This is a genomic window from Burkholderia sp. AU33423, assembly GCF_002223135.1.
GTDB lineage: Bacteria > Pseudomonadota > Gammaproteobacteria > Burkholderiales > Burkholderiaceae > Burkholderia > Burkholderia lata_D.
The window spans coordinates 87,892-101,944 of sequence record NZ_NKFH01000010.1 but is presented as its reverse complement, the minus strand read 5'-3'; the positions used below and the strand labels follow the sequence as shown (position 1 = coordinate 101,944).

General features: G+C 69.7%; 20 protein-coding genes. 7 read left to right on the top strand and 13 right to left on the bottom strand.

Annotated elements, in window-relative coordinates; translation table 11 throughout:
- Positions 1-310 precede the first annotated feature (310 nt).
- From CFB50_RS35850 to CFB50_RS35830, 4 genes are all read right to left on the bottom strand, one after another.
- On the bottom strand, positions 311-820 hold the full coding sequence (locus CFB50_RS35850; protein WP_089449146.1) for a DUF892 family protein: 510 nt from the start codon (positions 818-820) through the stop codon (positions 311-313).
- Positions 821-932: 112 nt separating this feature from the next.
- Entirely contained in the window at positions 933-1,238 is a 306-nt protein-coding gene (locus CFB50_RS35845) for a hypothetical protein (protein ID WP_089449145.1), read from the bottom strand.
- A 25-nt stretch (positions 1,239-1,263) separates the two neighbouring features.
- Positions 1,264-1,575: a hypothetical protein gene (locus tag CFB50_RS35840; protein ID WP_069250010.1), complete on the bottom strand. Its 312-nt coding sequence runs from the start codon at positions 1,573-1,575 to the stop codon at positions 1,264-1,266.
- A gap of 409 nt (positions 1,576-1,984) precedes the next feature.
- Positions 1,985-2,290, bottom strand: a complete 306-nt coding sequence (locus CFB50_RS35830) for a hypothetical protein (protein ID WP_089449144.1) — start codon at positions 2,288-2,290, stop codon at positions 1,985-1,987.
- A gap of 176 nt (positions 2,291-2,466) precedes the next feature.
- On the opposite strand from CFB50_RS35830, the gene CFB50_RS35825 reads away from it, so the two are divergent.
- The 3 genes from CFB50_RS35825 to CFB50_RS35815 all read left to right on the top strand — a co-directional run bounded on the left by CFB50_RS35825 (position 2,467) and on the right by CFB50_RS35815 (position 3,806).
- Positions 2,467-2,721, top strand: a complete 255-nt coding sequence (locus tag CFB50_RS35825) for a hypothetical protein (RefSeq protein WP_089434103.1) — start codon at positions 2,467-2,469, stop codon at positions 2,719-2,721.
- A 79-nt stretch (positions 2,722-2,800) separates the two neighbouring features.
- Positions 2,801-3,232, top strand: a complete 432-nt coding sequence (locus CFB50_RS35820) for a CBS domain-containing protein (RefSeq protein WP_089449143.1) — start codon at positions 2,801-2,803, stop codon at positions 3,230-3,232.
- Between the two features lie 91 nt (positions 3,233-3,323).
- A complete protein-coding gene (locus tag CFB50_RS35815; protein ID WP_069250007.1) occupies positions 3,324-3,806 on the top strand; it encodes a PRC-barrel domain-containing protein in 483 nt (160 codons plus the stop codon).
- 112 nt (positions 3,807-3,918) lie between these two features.
- Here CFB50_RS35815 and CFB50_RS35810 read toward each other — a convergent pair whose 3' ends face one another.
- Positions 3,919-4,812, bottom strand: a complete 894-nt coding sequence (locus CFB50_RS35810) for a LysR family transcriptional regulator (RefSeq protein ID WP_089449142.1) — start codon at positions 4,810-4,812, stop codon at positions 3,919-3,921.
- A 194-nt stretch (positions 4,813-5,006) separates the two neighbouring features.
- Here CFB50_RS35810 and CFB50_RS35805 point away from each other — a divergent pair, with 194 nt between their 5' ends.
- Both CFB50_RS35805 and CFB50_RS35800 read left to right on the top strand, forming a co-directional pair.
- Complete coding sequence (locus tag CFB50_RS35805; protein WP_089449141.1) at positions 5,007-5,276, top strand: DUF4148 domain-containing protein; 270 nt, start codon at positions 5,007-5,009, stop codon at positions 5,274-5,276.
- 38 nt (positions 5,277-5,314) lie between these two features.
- On the top strand, positions 5,315-6,526 hold the full coding sequence (locus CFB50_RS35800; protein WP_089449140.1) for an MFS transporter: 1,212 nt from the start codon (positions 5,315-5,317) through the stop codon (positions 6,524-6,526).
- 30 nt (positions 6,527-6,556) lie between these two features.
- Here CFB50_RS35800 and CFB50_RS35795 read toward each other — a convergent pair whose 3' ends face one another.
- Entirely contained in the window at positions 6,557-7,033 is a 477-nt protein-coding gene (locus CFB50_RS35795; protein WP_089449139.1) for a response regulator, read from the bottom strand.
- A 195-nt stretch (positions 7,034-7,228) separates the two neighbouring features.
- Between CFB50_RS35795 and CFB50_RS35790 the strand changes: the two genes are divergently transcribed.
- Positions 7,229-7,888 carry a UdgX family uracil-DNA binding protein gene (locus tag CFB50_RS35790; protein ID WP_089449138.1) on the top strand — a complete coding sequence of 220 codons (660 nt, stop codon included), beginning with the start codon at positions 7,229-7,231 and terminating at the stop codon, positions 7,886-7,888.
- Positions 7,885-9,165 carry an NRAMP family divalent metal transporter gene (locus tag CFB50_RS35785; protein ID WP_089449137.1) on the top strand — a complete coding sequence of 427 codons (1,281 nt, stop codon included), beginning with the start codon at positions 7,885-7,887 and terminating at the stop codon, positions 9,163-9,165. Before CFB50_RS35790 ends, CFB50_RS35785 begins: the two co-directional genes overlap by 4 nt.
- Before the next feature lie 84 nt (positions 9,166-9,249).
- On the opposite strand, the gene CFB50_RS35780 is transcribed toward CFB50_RS35785, so the two are convergent.
- From CFB50_RS35780 to CFB50_RS35750, 7 genes are all read right to left on the bottom strand, one after another.
- Positions 9,250-9,858 (bottom strand): DUF892 family protein, encoded by a 609-nt coding sequence (locus tag CFB50_RS35780; RefSeq protein ID WP_069250001.1) that lies wholly within the window; start codon positions 9,856-9,858, stop codon positions 9,250-9,252.
- Positions 9,859-9,915: 57 nt separating this feature from the next.
- Entirely contained in the window at positions 9,916-10,521 is a 606-nt protein-coding gene (locus CFB50_RS35775; protein ID WP_089449136.1) for a DUF4142 domain-containing protein, read from the bottom strand.
- A gap of 34 nt (positions 10,522-10,555) precedes the next feature.
- The gene (locus CFB50_RS35770) at positions 10,556-11,413 is read right to left on the bottom strand and encodes an SDR family oxidoreductase (protein ID WP_089449135.1); all 858 of its coding nucleotides are present in this window, start codon (positions 11,411-11,413) and stop codon (positions 10,556-10,558) included.
- A 105-nt stretch (positions 11,414-11,518) separates the two neighbouring features.
- The gene (locus tag CFB50_RS35765; protein WP_069249998.1) at positions 11,519-12,088 is read right to left on the bottom strand and encodes a hypothetical protein; all 570 of its coding nucleotides are present in this window, start codon (positions 12,086-12,088) and stop codon (positions 11,519-11,521) included.
- A gap of 64 nt (positions 12,089-12,152) precedes the next feature.
- A complete protein-coding gene (locus CFB50_RS35760; RefSeq protein WP_069250315.1) occupies positions 12,153-12,452 on the bottom strand; it encodes a DUF2795 domain-containing protein in 300 nt (99 codons plus the stop codon).
- Between the two features lie 26 nt (positions 12,453-12,478).
- Positions 12,479-13,507, bottom strand: a complete 1,029-nt coding sequence (locus CFB50_RS35755; RefSeq protein ID WP_089449134.1) for an SDR family oxidoreductase — start codon at positions 13,505-13,507, stop codon at positions 12,479-12,481.
- Between the two features lie 30 nt (positions 13,508-13,537).
- Entirely contained in the window at positions 13,538-13,939 is a 402-nt protein-coding gene (locus CFB50_RS35750) for a BON domain-containing protein (protein ID WP_089449133.1), read from the bottom strand.
- Positions 13,940-14,053 lie beyond the last annotated feature (114 nt).

Below are 14,053 nucleotides of genomic sequence, written 5' to 3'. Positions count from 1 at the left end.
GCATCGCGACGCCACGGGCCGGCCGGCGAAATCGTCATCGCCTGGCGATCCTGCGTCACCGGGCAACGCGCAAAAACGATGCCTAGGCCGCGCGCGGCACCGCCGAACACGGCTTCGAAAGCCGTCAGGCGATTCGATTCACGATTGACCGTCTGCATGCCTCATGCATTGAGCATGCCAGCTCGTCGAAGCGCGTCCGTTGCGGGTTCGCCCCGCGTGTCGCCGCAGGCGGGAGCCGCTTATTTACAAGCCGGCGGCAAGTTTTGGACACGCGTTCCGCGAGCCGGGAAGCATGCCGGATCGTCGGCCGTCATCGCTTCGCATCGATGCGATCGACGGCCGAACGATCGAGAAAGGCGGTCGTCAGTGCCGGCAGGTGACTCAGCAGCCACGCGGCCAGGCTGCGCTCCTGTTGCAGGATCCGTTCGCAGCACGCGCCAATCTCCGCTTCGCCGGCTGCCTGCGCCGCGGCGGCGAGCACGGTATACGCGGCGATCTCGACCTGCGCGAATGCATAACCGGCCAACGCCCCCTTCACCACTTCGTCGACGGCCAGCATGCCGCTCGCGATCCGGCCGTACGCGGTGATCCGCGCGGCGAGGTCCTTGATCGCGGACGGCGTCGTACCGAGCCGCATCAGGCACGCTTCGACGAGCGCCTGGTGGCCGAGCGTGTCGTCGAGATGCAGGCGCAGCCGGTCCTGCAACTGCGGATAGTGATCCAGCCGTTTCAGTTGCGCGGCGAGCAGCATCTCCGCCTGCCGCTCCATCGCATAGGCATCGCGCAGCCAGTCTTCCAGGTGTTCGCGCGGATTCGCCATCGGTTTCCTCCGGCCGCCTCGCGCGGCGGCATGCCGTGCGCCGCACTGGACGGCGCGTTGCTCGGCGCACGCGATCCCGCGCACGCACCGTGGGTGATGTCCCGGCGCCGGGTCAGTACTGCATCAGCGGCGGCGTGCCCGGCAGCGGCCGGTCGCCCTGCACACCGTTCGCGCCGGTGGACGGCCCGTCGGCCGATTCGCCGCCGGCCGCGCCCTGCGGCATCATGGTGCCCGGCGCCGGGTGCGTATCGCCACGCGCATTCGCGTCGGGCGTCGTCGTGGTCGACTGTGCCCCACGGCTGTCGGCTGGCGCCCCGCGGGCGCCGTAGGGGCCGTTCGCCGATTGCGTGCATGCACCCAGCGCGCACGCGGCGGCGAACGCAAGGATGACCACGCGTATCGTCTGGATCGGGTTCATCGAAATCCTCCCTGTGATCGACGTCTCATAGCCGGTTGAAACGGAAATCGCCTGCGTAGGCGGTCGGGGCGCGGCGCGCCATCATCTCGTCGAACTCCACCGCGACGCGCGTCAGCGCGCGGCGCTGCGATTCGATGCCGGCCTGCTCGAGCGCGGCGAATGCGTCAGCGTCGAACGCCACGGTCAGCGACGCCGGATGGCCGTCGACGCGAAAGCCGATATGCAACGCATCGAGCGGCGCTTCCTCGATATGGAACGGCATCGCGCGCGCCTCGAAATGGCGGCCAAGCGTTTCGGCGATGTCGCGCAACACGCCGGGTTTCACACGGATGCTCATGGCAATACCTCGTTGCGCGTTCGCGTTACCGCACCCATTGGCGGCGTATGCACGGGCGGCTCGCGCTCGGGGGGGTGCATGCCCCGGTGGGTCGCCCTCGGGCTCCCGGTACGGCTCGGGCATGTCGGGCGGCAAATCGTCGGGATCGGGCGGGTCCGGATCCGGCCCGATGTCGGATAGCGGCGGTTCGGGCCGCTGCAACCACTGCACTGCGTCATGTGTCATCGGCACTCCTTCATTGCGGGGTCGGCGGGTCGGCAGCGGGCGCGACCTTCGCCTGCCCAGGGTGCGCAAGCCGCATGCCGTCGTCCACGTCGTCCGCCTGGCCGCCGCGACGCGCACGCGGGCGCCGCGAGCGGCCTGCCGTGCCTTCGCTACACCGTCCGCTGCAAATCTTGCAACGGCGCGGCTACGCGTCGTAAGCGGCCATCACGAGCCATAGCTCGCGGCCGTCATCGCGCACCTGCGCGGCGAGCGCATACGAATCGGACGGCTCGCACGCACGCTGCAGCGCGAACCGCGCCGGCTCGGTCAAGCCGAACGTCTCGCCGCCGAGCGGCCTCACGTCGGCCTTGCCTTCGAACATCCGGCGCTCGGGCCGGTAGATCAGCGGTTCATGCTTCCATTCGTTGAAATGGCTCTTCAACGAATCGAATCCGCCGCCGCAGACGTTGACCTCGTAGCGCACGCCCGGTCGTCGTTTCGGAATCGTCATCGTGCCTCCCGCTCGATGGGTGCGCGGCCGGCACCGGTTGCGCCACGCGCTTTCGTCATCGTCATCACGGCAAGTCGCGTGCCGCTCGCGTCCGGCGCATATCGACGCACTCGGCGCATACCGGGCATGGCCGTTGCGAATGGGACACGCCATCGGCATCGACACGGAGGCTCGCGATGAAGGATTCGACCCGGACCGGCCACGACGCGCCGGCACACGAACGGCAACCCGATCCGTCGCCGCCGCTCAAGCACCGCGACCGCGCGCGGACGCGCCACTCGGAACGCCATATCGACAAGCAGCTCGAGGACACGTTTCCCGCGAGCGACCCGCCCGCGACCGGCGGCGTCACGCGCATCGAGCCGGACACGCCGCCCGGCACGCACGACGAGGGGCCGTGGCAGGACAAGCGCGAACGCGGCGACGCGTGAGCGCCGACGGCACGTGGCTTGCTGATTCCGTCCCGCCCATTTCCATCCATTGCACTACCGAACTCGTGAGGAGAATTTCATGCATCGCGTCAACGAAATCATGTCGCAGGACGTCGTGCACATCGCACCGACCGACTCGATCCGTCATGCCGCGCAACTGATGGAGCGCTACGACGTCGGCGCCCTGCCCGTGTGCGACAACAACCGGCTGATCGGGATGGTGACGGACCGGGATCTCGCGGTGCGCGCGATTTCGGCCGGCAAGCCGCCGGAGACGCGCATTCAAGAAGTCGCGTCGGGACCGATCGAATGGTGTTTCGACGACGATTCGCTGGACGAGATCCAGCACTACATGGCGGACGCGCAGTTGCGCCGCCTGCCGGTCGTCGATCACGACAAGCGGCTGGTCGGCATGCTGTCGCTCGCGGATATCGCGACACGCATGGCCGGCCCCGAGCGGGACGATCTCGCGAACACGCTCGAAGGCGTGTCGCAACCGAAGCAGACGTGACGGAGCGATCCCTGCCCCGTCCCGACCACCCCGCGCGACCCGCAGGGCCCGCCCCGGGCACCGTCGCGCCTCACACAGTCTGGAGGAAACCATGCAGACTTCCGATCAAGGTCAGACCCGCATCATCGGCAAGGGCGCCGCAACGGCGGCCGGCCCTGGCCCCGACGTGATGGCGGCCGATACGCTGGAAGGCGACAAGGTCTATACGACCGACGGCGACGATGTCGGCAAGATCAAGGACATCATGCTCGACGTGCGCTCCGGCCGCGTCGCCTACGCGGTGCTGTCGAGCGGCGGCATCCTCGGCATCGGCGACAAGCTGCACGCGATCCCGTGGAGCGCGCTCACGCTCGACACCGAGCGCAAATGCTTCCTGCTGTCGGTGTCGTCCGAGCGGATCCGCAACGCACCGGGGTTCGACAAGGACCACTGGCCGGCGATGGCCGATCCGCAATGGGCCGGGCCGCTGCACGAGTTCTACGGCAGCGCGCCGTACTGGAGCGCCGGCGACGAACTCGGGCTGACCGACCCGACCGAGGAACTGAACGATCCGCGCTCACGCGACCGTCTCTGATCGCGCCATCGCGCTGCGCCGGTTCACCGGCGCAGCCGCTTCGAACGCCCCGCCCGCGCGGGGCGTTTTTTTCTTGCCGGCCGTCGCGACGGCGGCCCCGACGCGACACGCGCTACGCGCGATGCCGCAACGCGTCGATCACGATGGTGAACGCGCGCGACGCCGGGCGGCGGCTCGGATAGTACGCGTGGTAGCCGGGAAAGACCGGGCACCAGTCCGGCATCACGATCCGCAGGCTGCCGTTGCGGACATGCTCCAGCACGATGTCCTCGGTGACGAACGCGATGCCGAAGCCGTCGAGCGCCGCCTGGACCATGTGCGGTTGCGTGTTGCAGGTGATCCGGCCGTTCACGCGCGCCAGCACGTCGTTCCTGCCCTTCTTCAGCTCCCACGCATAGATGCCCTTCGCCGTGGCGAGCCGCAACGTGACGCAATCGTGATCGAGCAGGTCCTGCGGCTTCTTCGGCGGCTTGCGGCCGTCGAGATAGGCCGGCGCCGCGACCATCGCCATCCGGACATCCGGGCTGATCCGCACGGCGATCATGTCCTTCGCCACCTGGTCGCCGTAGCGCACGCCGATGTCGTAGCGCTCCTCGACGATGTTCGACAGCCCGTAATCGACCGACAGCTCGACGCGGATATCCGGGTAGTCGGGCAGGACCTGCCTGAGTTTCGGCCAGATGATCGTATCGATCGGATGCTCGGTGGCCGTAATGCGCACCACGCCGGCCGGCTTGTCCCGGAAGTCCGACAGCGCGGCCAGTTGCGCGGTGATCTCGTCGATGCGCGGGGCCACCGCCTGGAACAGCGCTTCGCCCGCGTCGGTCGTCGACACGCTGCGCGTCGTGCGCGTCAGCAGCCGCACGCCGACCCGCGCTTCGAGATCGCGAATGGTGTGGCTCAGCGCCGACTGCGACACGCCGAGCCGCGTGGCCGCGCGCGTGAAGCTGCGGTCGCGGGCCACCGCGAGAAAGACGAGCAGGTCGTTCAGATTTTCGCGCGCCATGTCGAAAAGCTCCGGTCGGGACGGACGCCAATCGTAGCACCGCCGGCGGCGATTCATCAGTTTGGCTCATCAGTCCAAGCACGCCGCGCTACTTAATCGATCCGGGACGGCTCGCTAGACTGCGAAGCCATCGACCCGATGCGTCGCGGCAGCGCCCGGACGCTCGGACTACCCGCATTCCGGAGCCCAATCTCATGACTACCCGCTTTCTCACCGCCGTCGCTGCCGTCACCGCGCTTGTCGCGTCCGGCTCGTTGTTCGCGCAATCCGCACCGGCCCTGACGCGCGAGCAGGTCCGCCAGGACATGCTGCGCTACGAGGCCGCCGGCTTCAATCCCGCACGCATGAACCCGCGCAGTTGGGTCGACGACGCCCAGGCCGCCGCGGCCCGGGTGCAGGCCGGGCGCGCCGACGACGCGCGCACGCAGCTCGCCGTGCACGGCGCCACGACGCATTGCGACTGAGCGCGCAACCGCCCCTCCCTTCCGATCCGGTTCCCGACATGCAATCCGTCTCCACTCCCGATCGCGGCACGGCACCTGACGGTGCGGCCGCGTGGGGCGCCGTCCTCGCGATGTCGCTCGGCGCGTTCGCGCTGGTCGCCTCCGAGTTCATGCCCGTCAGCCTGCTCACACCGATTGCGGGCGACCTGCACGTCAGCGAAGGCCAGGCCGGCCAGGCCATCTCCGTGTCGGGCGCTTTCGCGCTGGTCACGAGCCTGTTCATCGCATCGCTCGCCGGCCGGCGCGATCGCAAGCCGTTGCTGCTGTTGCTGACCCTGCTGACGATCGTGTCCGGCACGCTCGTCGCATTCGCGCCGAACTACGCGGCGTTCATCGCCGGCCGCGCACTGATCGGCGTGGCGATCGGCGGCTTCTGGTCGATGTCGGCCGCCACCGCGATGCGCCTCGTGCCGGCGCCGCACGTGCCGCGCGCGCTGGCGATCGTGAACGGCGGCAATGCGCTGGCGACCGTCGTCGCGGCCCCGCTCGGCAGCTTTCTGGGCGGGATCGTCGGGTGGCGCTGGGCGTTCTTCTGCGTCGTGCCGGTCGCCGCGATCGCATTCGGCTGGAAGCTCGTCAGCCTGCCGTCGATGCAGTCCGCGCCGCGCGGCACGTCGGCCAACGCGCTCAGGCTGCTGGCACGGCCGCCGGTCGCGCTCGGCATGGCGGCGGTCAGCGTGTTCTTCATGGGCCAGTTCACGCTGTTCACCTACCTGCGTCCGTTCCTCGAAACCGTGACGCACGCCGGCACCGTCACGCTGTCGCTGATCCTGCTCGTGATCGGCGTCGCGGGTTTCGCGGGCACGTTCCTGATCGGCGGCGTGCTGGCACGCGGGCTCTACCGGACCCTCGTGGCCACGCCGGTACTGATGGCCGCGATTGCGGCGGCGCTGATGGTCGTCGGCGGCTCCACGGCGGCAACCGCCTGCCTGCTCGGCGCATGGGGCCTGCTCGGCACCGCGGCGCCGGTCGGCTGGTGGACGTGGCTCGCCCGTACGCTGCCGCACGATGCGGAAGCCGGCGGCGGGCTGATGGTGGCGGTCGTGCAACTCGCGATCGGGCTCGGCGCGACGATCGGCGGCATGCTGTTCGACCTGCACGGCTACCGCGCGACCTTCGCGATGAGCGCGGCACTGCTCGCGCTCGCCGGCGGGCTGGCCGTCGTCGCGGGCCGGTCCGCCCGACGCGCGGCCACGCGCACCGGCGCTTGATGCCTGCGCCACGACGCCCCGGCGGCGTTTTTACAAGCGTCGTGTAACCGCCCCGTCCGGCTTCGCGCGGCCGCTCGCCGCGTCCAGATAACCGAGCAGCCGGTGCGGCGTCAGCGGCTTCGCGCAGTGCGCGTCGAACCCGGCTTGCCGCGCCGCCTCGCAGTCGCGTGGCGACGCCAACCCGCTGCACGCGACGAGCAGCATGTCACCGGTATGCGGATCCCCGCGCAGCCGCGCGGCCAGCTGCAGCCCGTCGAGGCCCGGCATCGCGATATCGAGCACGACCGCGAACGGCTGCCAGTCGCGCGCGATCGCGCAGACGGCGAACGGATCGACGGCAATGCGGCATTCGAAACCGCGCGCCTCGAGCAGCAGGCGCAGCGCATCGGCCGCGTCGCGATAGTCGTCGACGATCAGCACGCGACGCGGGCGCCTCGGCACGCTGTCGGGTGCGCGCCACAGCAGCACGTCGTCCGCGGCCGGATCGTCGCCGGGTTCGGGAAGCATCGCGTTTCTCCTGTCGTTGACACCGCCTCCACGCAAACCACGCGCCCGTCCCGGCCGATGCGGAACGGCGGTTGCTGCACAGGGACGAATCGTCGTACCGGAGCCCTTCATGCGCGCCACGCTGTGCTTTCGTTTCTGTCCAGCCCCGCTGGCGTGCGCGACATGCCGCGCCCCGGGCCGCACGGGCGTCGTCACATGACGCGCCAGACGCCGCCCGCCGACGACGACGCACCGGCGACACTCGGTGCGTGCCGCCGCTGCGCGTTGTGGGAGCATGCGACCCAGCCGGTGCCCGGCGCCGGCCCCGTCGACGCGACGATCATGCTGGTCGGCGAGCAGCCGGGCGACCAGGAGGACCGCCAGGGATTGCCGTTCGTCGGCGCGGCCGGACGCATGCTGGACCGCGCACTCGATGAAGCCGGGATCGAGCGCGCGCACTGCTACCTGACGAACGCGGTCAAGCACTTCAAATGGGAGCCGCGCGGCAAGCGCCGGCTGCACAAGACGCCCGCGCAACGCGAGGTGGCCGCGTGCCGCTACTGGCTCGAACGCGAACTCGACGCGGTACGGCCGCGCGTCATCGTCGCGCTCGGCGGCACCGCGTTGCGCGCGCTGCTGCAAGACAACGACGCGACGCTGGAGGCCGCGCGCGCGCCGATTCGCACGGCGGAAGGCCGGCTCGTCGTCGCGACCTATCACCCGTCGTACGTGCTGCGCACGCGCGGCGCCGATTCGCGCGAGCATGCATACCGGAGGCTCGTCGACGCGTTGCGCACCGCGTCTCGCCTGGCCGGCGAACCCGAGCGCGCCCCCGATCGCGACCACCGGCACGGCGCACGGGGAGACACCCGATGAGCGCACCGGGCGACGACGCGCGGCCGGCCACGGACGCCGCGCCGCGCACCGCGACACCGTGGTACCGGCGCCTCGGCCCCGGCCTGCTCGCGGGAGCGTCCGATGCCGATCCGAGCAACATCGCGGTCTACGCGCAGGCCGGCGGCCAGTTCGGCTTCAACATGCTGTGGATGATCGTCGTCACGCTGCCGATGATGGTCGCCGTGCAGCTCGCGTCGGCGTTCATCGGACGCCGCAACCGCGCGGGCCTCGTCGCCGCCATCCGCGAGCACTACTCCGACCGGCTCGCCAAGACGCTGATCGTGATGGTCGCGATCGTCAACGTCGTCAACGTCGGCGCCGATCTCGCGGCGATGGGCGACGCGACCGCGCTCGTCGCAGGCGGGCGCAGCTACTGGTACGCCCCGGTCTACGGGATCGCCTCGCTCGCGCTGCAGATGACGCTGTCGTACGAGCGCTATGCGCGCTGGCTCAAATGGATGACGCTCGGCCTGATCGCCTACGTACTCGAACTCGGCTTCGTGCCGATCGACTGGCGGGGCGTGATGCATGCGATCGTGCTGCCGCGGATCGAATTCACGCATGCGTATGCGACGACCACGGTGGCCGTGCTCGGCACGACGCTGAGCCCGTACCTGTTCGTGTGGCAGGCCGCGCTCGAAGTGGAGGAAACGGCGTCCGGGCCACGCGCCACGCGCCGCGAGACCGAGCGGCGCGTCACGGTCGACACGTGGGTGGGCATGATCGTCACGAACGCGGTGTCGTTCTGCATCATGGTGATCGGCGCCGCCGTGTTCTTCGCGCACGGCCGGCACGACATCGGCACCACCGCGCAAGCCGCCGAAGCGCTGCGGCCGATCGCCGGCGAAGCCGCGTTTCTCGTGTTCGCGTTCGGCATCGTCGGCTGCGGGCTGCTCGCGATTCCCGCGTTTGCGGGCAGCGCCGCGTATGGCTGCGCGGAAGCGTGGCGGTTCCGCGAAGGGCTGAACGAGCCAGTGCGGCGCGCCCCCGCGTTCTATGCGGTGCTCGCGCTGTGCGTGATCGTCGGCATCGCGATCTGCGTGAGCCCCATCGATCCGATCAAGGCGCTGTACTGGAGCGCGGTGCTCAACGGTATCGCGGCGGTACCGATGCTCGTGCTCGTGATGCTGCTGTCGCACCGGCGCGAGGCGGCCGGACAACCCGGCAGCGGCATCGTGTCGAAAACGTTCGGCTGGCTGGCGGTCGCGCTGATGGCGGCATCGGTCGTGACGATGGTCGTCGACCTGCTGACCTGAACCGCGCATCGTCCATTCATCGCGCGCGCACGACTTTCGCCGAACCGGGCCGACCGCGTCGCGGCCATGCCCGGCCCGCCGCGCTCACATCATCTTGCCGCGCGAACGTTCGGCGCGCGCCGCGTCGGCCGCCGATTCGACCTTCTTCACTTCTTCCGGCGGCGGGAGCACCGCCTTGAAGCCCATCGACCCGATCCACATCTCGCGCGCCCAGCCCCGCGTGTGATACAGGTGATGATCCTCGTCGGCCTCGACCTCGTCGTGCGCGTCCTTCAGCGTCTTCGCGGCATCACCCGACAGTTGATCGGCCGCATAGCCGATCAGCTCCCAGTTCAGGTGATCCTTCGTCTCGGCGAGCACCACGCACTCGGCCGCGATGATTTGCGCGACGGCCGGCTCGGCCTGCTTCTGCGCCTGCTCGATCGTATGCACGAGCGCCTTGCCGATGGCCGCCACCGCGCTGCGGCCGGGCGTCTGCGCGTCGGCGTCCATGCCGAACGTCTCGAACACCTTGCGCAGCACCTCCTGGTGATGCAGCGTCTCGCGGTGGTACTTCTCCCATTCCTTGTGCAGATCCTCGTCGGTCGCGCATTGCAGCGCGGCTTCGTAGATCTTCGCGCCGCCAAGCTCGGTTTCGTATGCCTGGCAGAGCAATTCGCGGATGCCTTCGTGCTTCGGTTGCCGATGGGCCATGACTGCCTCTCCAAAAAGACGGGCCGCACGCGCGGCCCGGGGTTGAACGGGCGCGCGTCAGTGCGCGCCCACCTTGCGTTCGAGCGCCTGCGCCATGCTGAGGTGATGCCGCAGCGTCGGCAGCGTGGTGCTCGCGAACTCGCGCAATTGCGGATCCCGCCCGTCGCGCGCCTCGCCTTCGAACAGCGCGACGGCCTTGCGGTGCGCATCCGGGCCGGCCACCGCGACGTACGCGACGTCGAAGTCGCGACCGTGCTTGCCGCGCAGCGCCTCGACGTCAGGATCCTGGATCTGTTCGACTTGCGGCTTCCTGCCCTGGCGCGCGGCGATCTCGTTCAATTGCGCATTCGCCTTGCCGTGATCGGCCACCATGCGCTGCGCGAATGCGCGCACGTCCGGCGACTGCGCCTGCCGCAGCGCGAGCTGGCTCGCCTGCACCTCGGCCTTGCCGGCGATGGCGGCCTTGTCGACGAATTCCGCGTCACCGCCTTGCGGCGCTTTCGCGATCATCGCGTCGCCCGCACCCGACGACGGGTTGATCACGCCGCCGGGCACATGTGAATTCGATGCGGGCGGCTCGCTCGGCATCTGCGCGCGGGCGAGGCCCGCGGCAGCGAGCACGGCCGCGGAGAATGCCACGATCGTCCGGTTGGGTCGTTTCATGTGCTTCCTCCTTGCATGGGGCAACAGACGGCCGTCAGCCGCCGACGATAGAGCCGCCGTTCGGGTGCAGCGTCTGCCCGGTCATGTAGCTCGCGCCTTCCGACGCGAGCAGCACGTAGCAGCCGATCAGTTCGTCCGGCTGCCCCGGCCGCTTGAGCGGCACGTTCTCGCCGAACTTCGCGACCTGCCCGGCCGTGAACGTCGACGGAATCAGCGGCGTCCAGATCGGTCCGGGCGCGACCGCGTTGACGCGGATGTCGCGTTCGGCCAGCTCCGCCGACAGCGACCGCGTGAACGCGACGATCGCGCCCTTGGTCGCCGAGTAGTCGGGCAGCGTCGGATTGCCGTGATACGCGGTCACCGACGCGGTGTTGACGATGCGTCCGCCGGGCTTCATGTGCGGCAGCGCGGCCTGCGTGCAGAAGACCATCCCGTACACGTTCGTGCGGAACGTGCGTTCGAGCTGTTCCTCGGTCACGTCCTCGATGCCCGGGCGCGGATGCTGTTCGCCCGCGTTGTTCACGAGCACGTCGAGCCGCCCGAGCCGCTCGACCGTGCGCGCCACCGCGTCGTGCGCCTGCCGTCGGTCGCCGACGTCGCACATGATCACCTCGCAACGCCGGCCGGCCTGCTCGATCAGCTGCTTCGTATGCGCGGCGTCGGCGGCCTCCTTCAGGTAGACGATCGCGACGTCCGCCCCTTCCTTCGCGAAGCCGATCGCGACGGCGCGGCCGATCCCGCTGTCACCGCCCGTCACGAGCGCGACCTTGCCGGCGAGCTTGCCGCTGCCGACGTAGTCGGCCGCCTCGTCGCGCGGCTGCGGATGCATGTCGCGCTCGGTGCCCGGCTGGTGGTCCTGATGCTGGGGCGGCGGGGTCTGTGCGGTAGTCATGGGGTCGTTCCTCCCTGAACGGTGTCGTCAAACGCTCGCAAGCGGCGTGCCGCCCACGGCAGCGACCTCATTGCGCGTGCCACGCGGCGAACGGGCATGAAAAATTCAGCGTGGATGGCCGCCCGATGCGGGCTGGCCGGGCCGGCGCACCGGATCGAAGTCACGCCACTCGCCGTCCTGCCAGTCGCCCTCGACACGCTCGATCGACGACGCACCGGTCGCGCGCAGCACGTCTTCCGCGGTATTCACGGTGTCGGGCGCCACGCGCACCGCGAGGATCACGCCGGATTCGCTCTGCGCGAGCGTGCCCTTGCCCTCGGCCTGCTCGCCGCGCATCCGGCCCAGCGCGCCGCCGAATGCGCCGAGATACGCGCCGGCCAGCGCGGCGGCAGCCGGAACGAACCAGTAGCGCACGCCGATCGCGTAGACGAGGAGCCCCACGACGATGCCGATCACCACCCCGCGGATCGCGCCGATCATCGCGCCGCGCCCGCCCGGCTTCGCGGCCGTATCGGCATAGACGTCGCCGCCGATTGGAAAGCGCGCATGCTGTCCGGCGGGATTCAGGAAGAAGATCGATACGTCGTCCGAGCCGAACGCGCGCTCGTAAAGGTAACGCGCCCCACCTTCCGCTTCGTCGAACGTCGTGAAGCGGCCTGCGACGATCATCGCCATGGTCGTGCTCCTCGTGACGGTGGTGGCGCCGCGTGCCACCGCACGCGGCGCGACGGGGCGGCGCTCACATCAACCGCCCGAGTTCCTTCGACACCGAGGCCGGCGTGCCGTATTCGCGATCGGGAATGCGGCGGAGCATGTCGATCACGCCGGGGTCCGCATGCGAGCGTTCCGCGCACTCGACGACCGCCGCCTTGCTGGCCGGATAGTCCATGCCCTTCAACGCCTTCTGCACGTCGATCGGGCTCGGCGCCTTGCCGTGGCCGCCCTGATGGCCGCCCTTGTCATGGTCCTGCTGCACGCGCTCGCCTTCGTGCGCGCGTGAGTGGCTGTACTCGTGGCCCGTATGTTGTCGGGATGTCATGAAAATCTCCTTGGGGATGAACGAAATCACGTCGACGCACGGCGCGCACGCGCCAGCGCGGCGACCACCAGCGCCACCGCGCCGAGGGCGACCGCCCCCGCCACCTTCGGCCGCTGAACCACCGTGTTGTAGGCGCAACCGCGCAGCACGGGCCCGTCCATGCCTTCGCGCTCGTGCAACGCATGGCGCGGCTCGTACAGCGCGTTGTCGTCGCGCGGGCGGGCGGGGCGATCCGTGCGCTGGCTGCGCCAGAAGAGCCGGGCCGCGACGCGATCGAACAGGCGCGGCGCGTGATACGCGCTCGCCGACGTGAACTTCGCCGCGCCGCCCACGAACAGCGTGCGGCGCGGATGCGCGGCCGCGAACAGGATCGCGTCGGCCACCAGTTCCGGGTCGTAGATCGGCGGCGGCAGCTTCGCCTCGACGTTCATGTAGTTTTTCGCGTGCATCACGAGCATCGTGTCGATCGCGGCCGGCTTGATCAACGTCACGGATACCGGCAGGTGGTCACCCTCCATCTCGAGCCGCAGCGAATCGGTGAAGCCCTTCACCGCATGCTTGGACGCCGCATACGCGCTCTGCAACGGCACCGGCGCGTCGGACGCCTCGCTGCCCATGTTGATGATCGCGCCGCCGTGAAATTCGTTCTTGCGCCGGAAGTGGTCGGCCGCGACGAGCGACCCGTGCACGACGCCCCAGTAGTTGGTGTCGAACAGCTTGCGCTGGTCGTCGAGCGGCACGGCCGAAGCCGGACCGAAGATCGATACGCCTGCGTTGTTGACCCACGTGTCGAAACCGCCGTAGGTCTCGACCGCCTTGGCGGCCGCGCGTTGCAGATCCTCGAGATTGCCCACGTCGCCCGCGACCGCCACCGCGAGATCGCCATGCTGGCGAAGCTCCTCGCACAACGTGTTGAGCGCGGCTTCATTCCGCGCGAACAGCACCAGCTTCGCGCCGCGGCGCGCGGCCTTGCGCGCGGTGACGAGGCCGATGCCGCTCGTCGCGCCGGTGATCACGATCGTCTGCTCGCCGACCGGTTTGAGCATGCATTGCATGACTGGACTCCTTGTGCGGCGCGGCCGCGGTCACTTGGCCCGGATCGTCAACTGATCGCGCACGTCCTGTACGCCGTCGACCTGCTTCACGACGCTGACGGCCTGCGTGCGCTGCTGCTCGTCGGGCACGCTGCCGGTGAGCGTCACGATGCCGCGCCGCGTCTTCACGTGGATGTCGCCGGACGACAGTCCGTTCGTCCCGACGAGCTCGGCCTTCGCCTTGGTCGTGATCGTGGCGTCGCGGATCTTCGCGCCGGTCGACGAATGCGACGACGACGACGTCGACGCGGCACTGTCGTCGCCGGCGGCGACCGCGACCGGTGCGATCACCGCGCACGCCGTGGTGGCGGCGATCGCGATCGCCATGCCGGTGCGCATCGCGTTGCGACGACGGAACCTCAAGGAACGGGCTTGCAGCGGAAATGCCTTCATCGTGACCTCCTTTCGTCGAGCCGGGATTGCCGGCGGGTGAACGGGGCAGCGCAAGTCGCGTGCCTCGGTGCCCGTGCGGCGCCGCCGCGGGTTCTCCCGATCGGACGCCCTTTC

Coding starts and splice junctions, on each gene's coding strand:
- CFB50_RS35850 (WP_089449146.1), bottom strand. CDS start 820: ATGGCGAATCCGCGCGAACACCTGGAAGACTGGCTGCGCGATGCCTAT.
- CFB50_RS35845 (WP_089449145.1), bottom strand. CDS start 1,238: ATGAACCCGATCCAGACGATACGCGTGGTCATCCTTGCGTTCGCCGCC.
- CFB50_RS35840 (WP_069250010.1), bottom strand. CDS start 1,575: ATGAGCATCCGTGTGAAACCCGGCGTGTTGCGCGACATCGCCGAAACG.
- CFB50_RS35830 (WP_089449144.1), bottom strand. CDS start 2,290: ATGACGATTCCGAAACGACGACCGGGCGTGCGCTACGAGGTCAACGTC.
- CFB50_RS35825 (WP_089434103.1), top strand. CDS start 2,467: ATGAAGGATTCGACCCGGACCGGCCACGACGCGCCGGCACACGAACGG.
- CFB50_RS35820 (WP_089449143.1), top strand. CDS start 2,801: ATGCATCGCGTCAACGAAATCATGTCGCAGGACGTCGTGCACATCGCA.
- CFB50_RS35815 (WP_069250007.1), top strand. CDS start 3,324: ATGCAGACTTCCGATCAAGGTCAGACCCGCATCATCGGCAAGGGCGCC.
- CFB50_RS35810 (WP_089449142.1), bottom strand. CDS start 4,812: ATGGCGCGCGAAAATCTGAACGACCTGCTCGTCTTTCTCGCGGTGGCC.
- CFB50_RS35805 (WP_089449141.1), top strand. CDS start 5,007: ATGACTACCCGCTTTCTCACCGCCGTCGCTGCCGTCACCGCGCTTGTC.
- CFB50_RS35800 (WP_089449140.1), top strand. CDS start 5,315: ATGCAATCCGTCTCCACTCCCGATCGCGGCACGGCACCTGACGGTGCG.
- CFB50_RS35795 (WP_089449139.1), bottom strand. CDS start 7,033: ATGCTTCCCGAACCCGGCGACGATCCGGCCGCGGACGACGTGCTGCTG.
- CFB50_RS35790 (WP_089449138.1), top strand. CDS start 7,229: ATGACGCGCCAGACGCCGCCCGCCGACGACGACGCACCGGCGACACTC.
- CFB50_RS35785 (WP_089449137.1), top strand. CDS start 7,885: ATGAGCGCACCGGGCGACGACGCGCGGCCGGCCACGGACGCCGCGCCG.
- CFB50_RS35780 (WP_069250001.1), bottom strand. CDS start 9,858: ATGGCCCATCGGCAACCGAAGCACGAAGGCATCCGCGAATTGCTCTGC.
- CFB50_RS35775 (WP_089449136.1), bottom strand. CDS start 10,521: ATGAAACGACCCAACCGGACGATCGTGGCATTCTCCGCGGCCGTGCTC.
- CFB50_RS35770 (WP_089449135.1), bottom strand. CDS start 11,413: ATGACTACCGCACAGACCCCGCCGCCCCAGCATCAGGACCACCAGCCG.
- CFB50_RS35765 (WP_069249998.1), bottom strand. CDS start 12,088: ATGGCGATGATCGTCGCAGGCCGCTTCACGACGTTCGACGAAGCGGAA.
- CFB50_RS35760 (WP_069250315.1), bottom strand. CDS start 12,452: ATGACATCCCGACAACATACGGGCCACGAGTACAGCCACTCACGCGCG.
- CFB50_RS35755 (WP_089449134.1), bottom strand. CDS start 13,507: ATGCAATGCATGCTCAAACCGGTCGGCGAGCAGACGATCGTGATCACC.
- CFB50_RS35750 (WP_089449133.1), bottom strand. CDS start 13,939: ATGAAGGCATTTCCGCTGCAAGCCCGTTCCTTGAGGTTCCGTCGTCGC.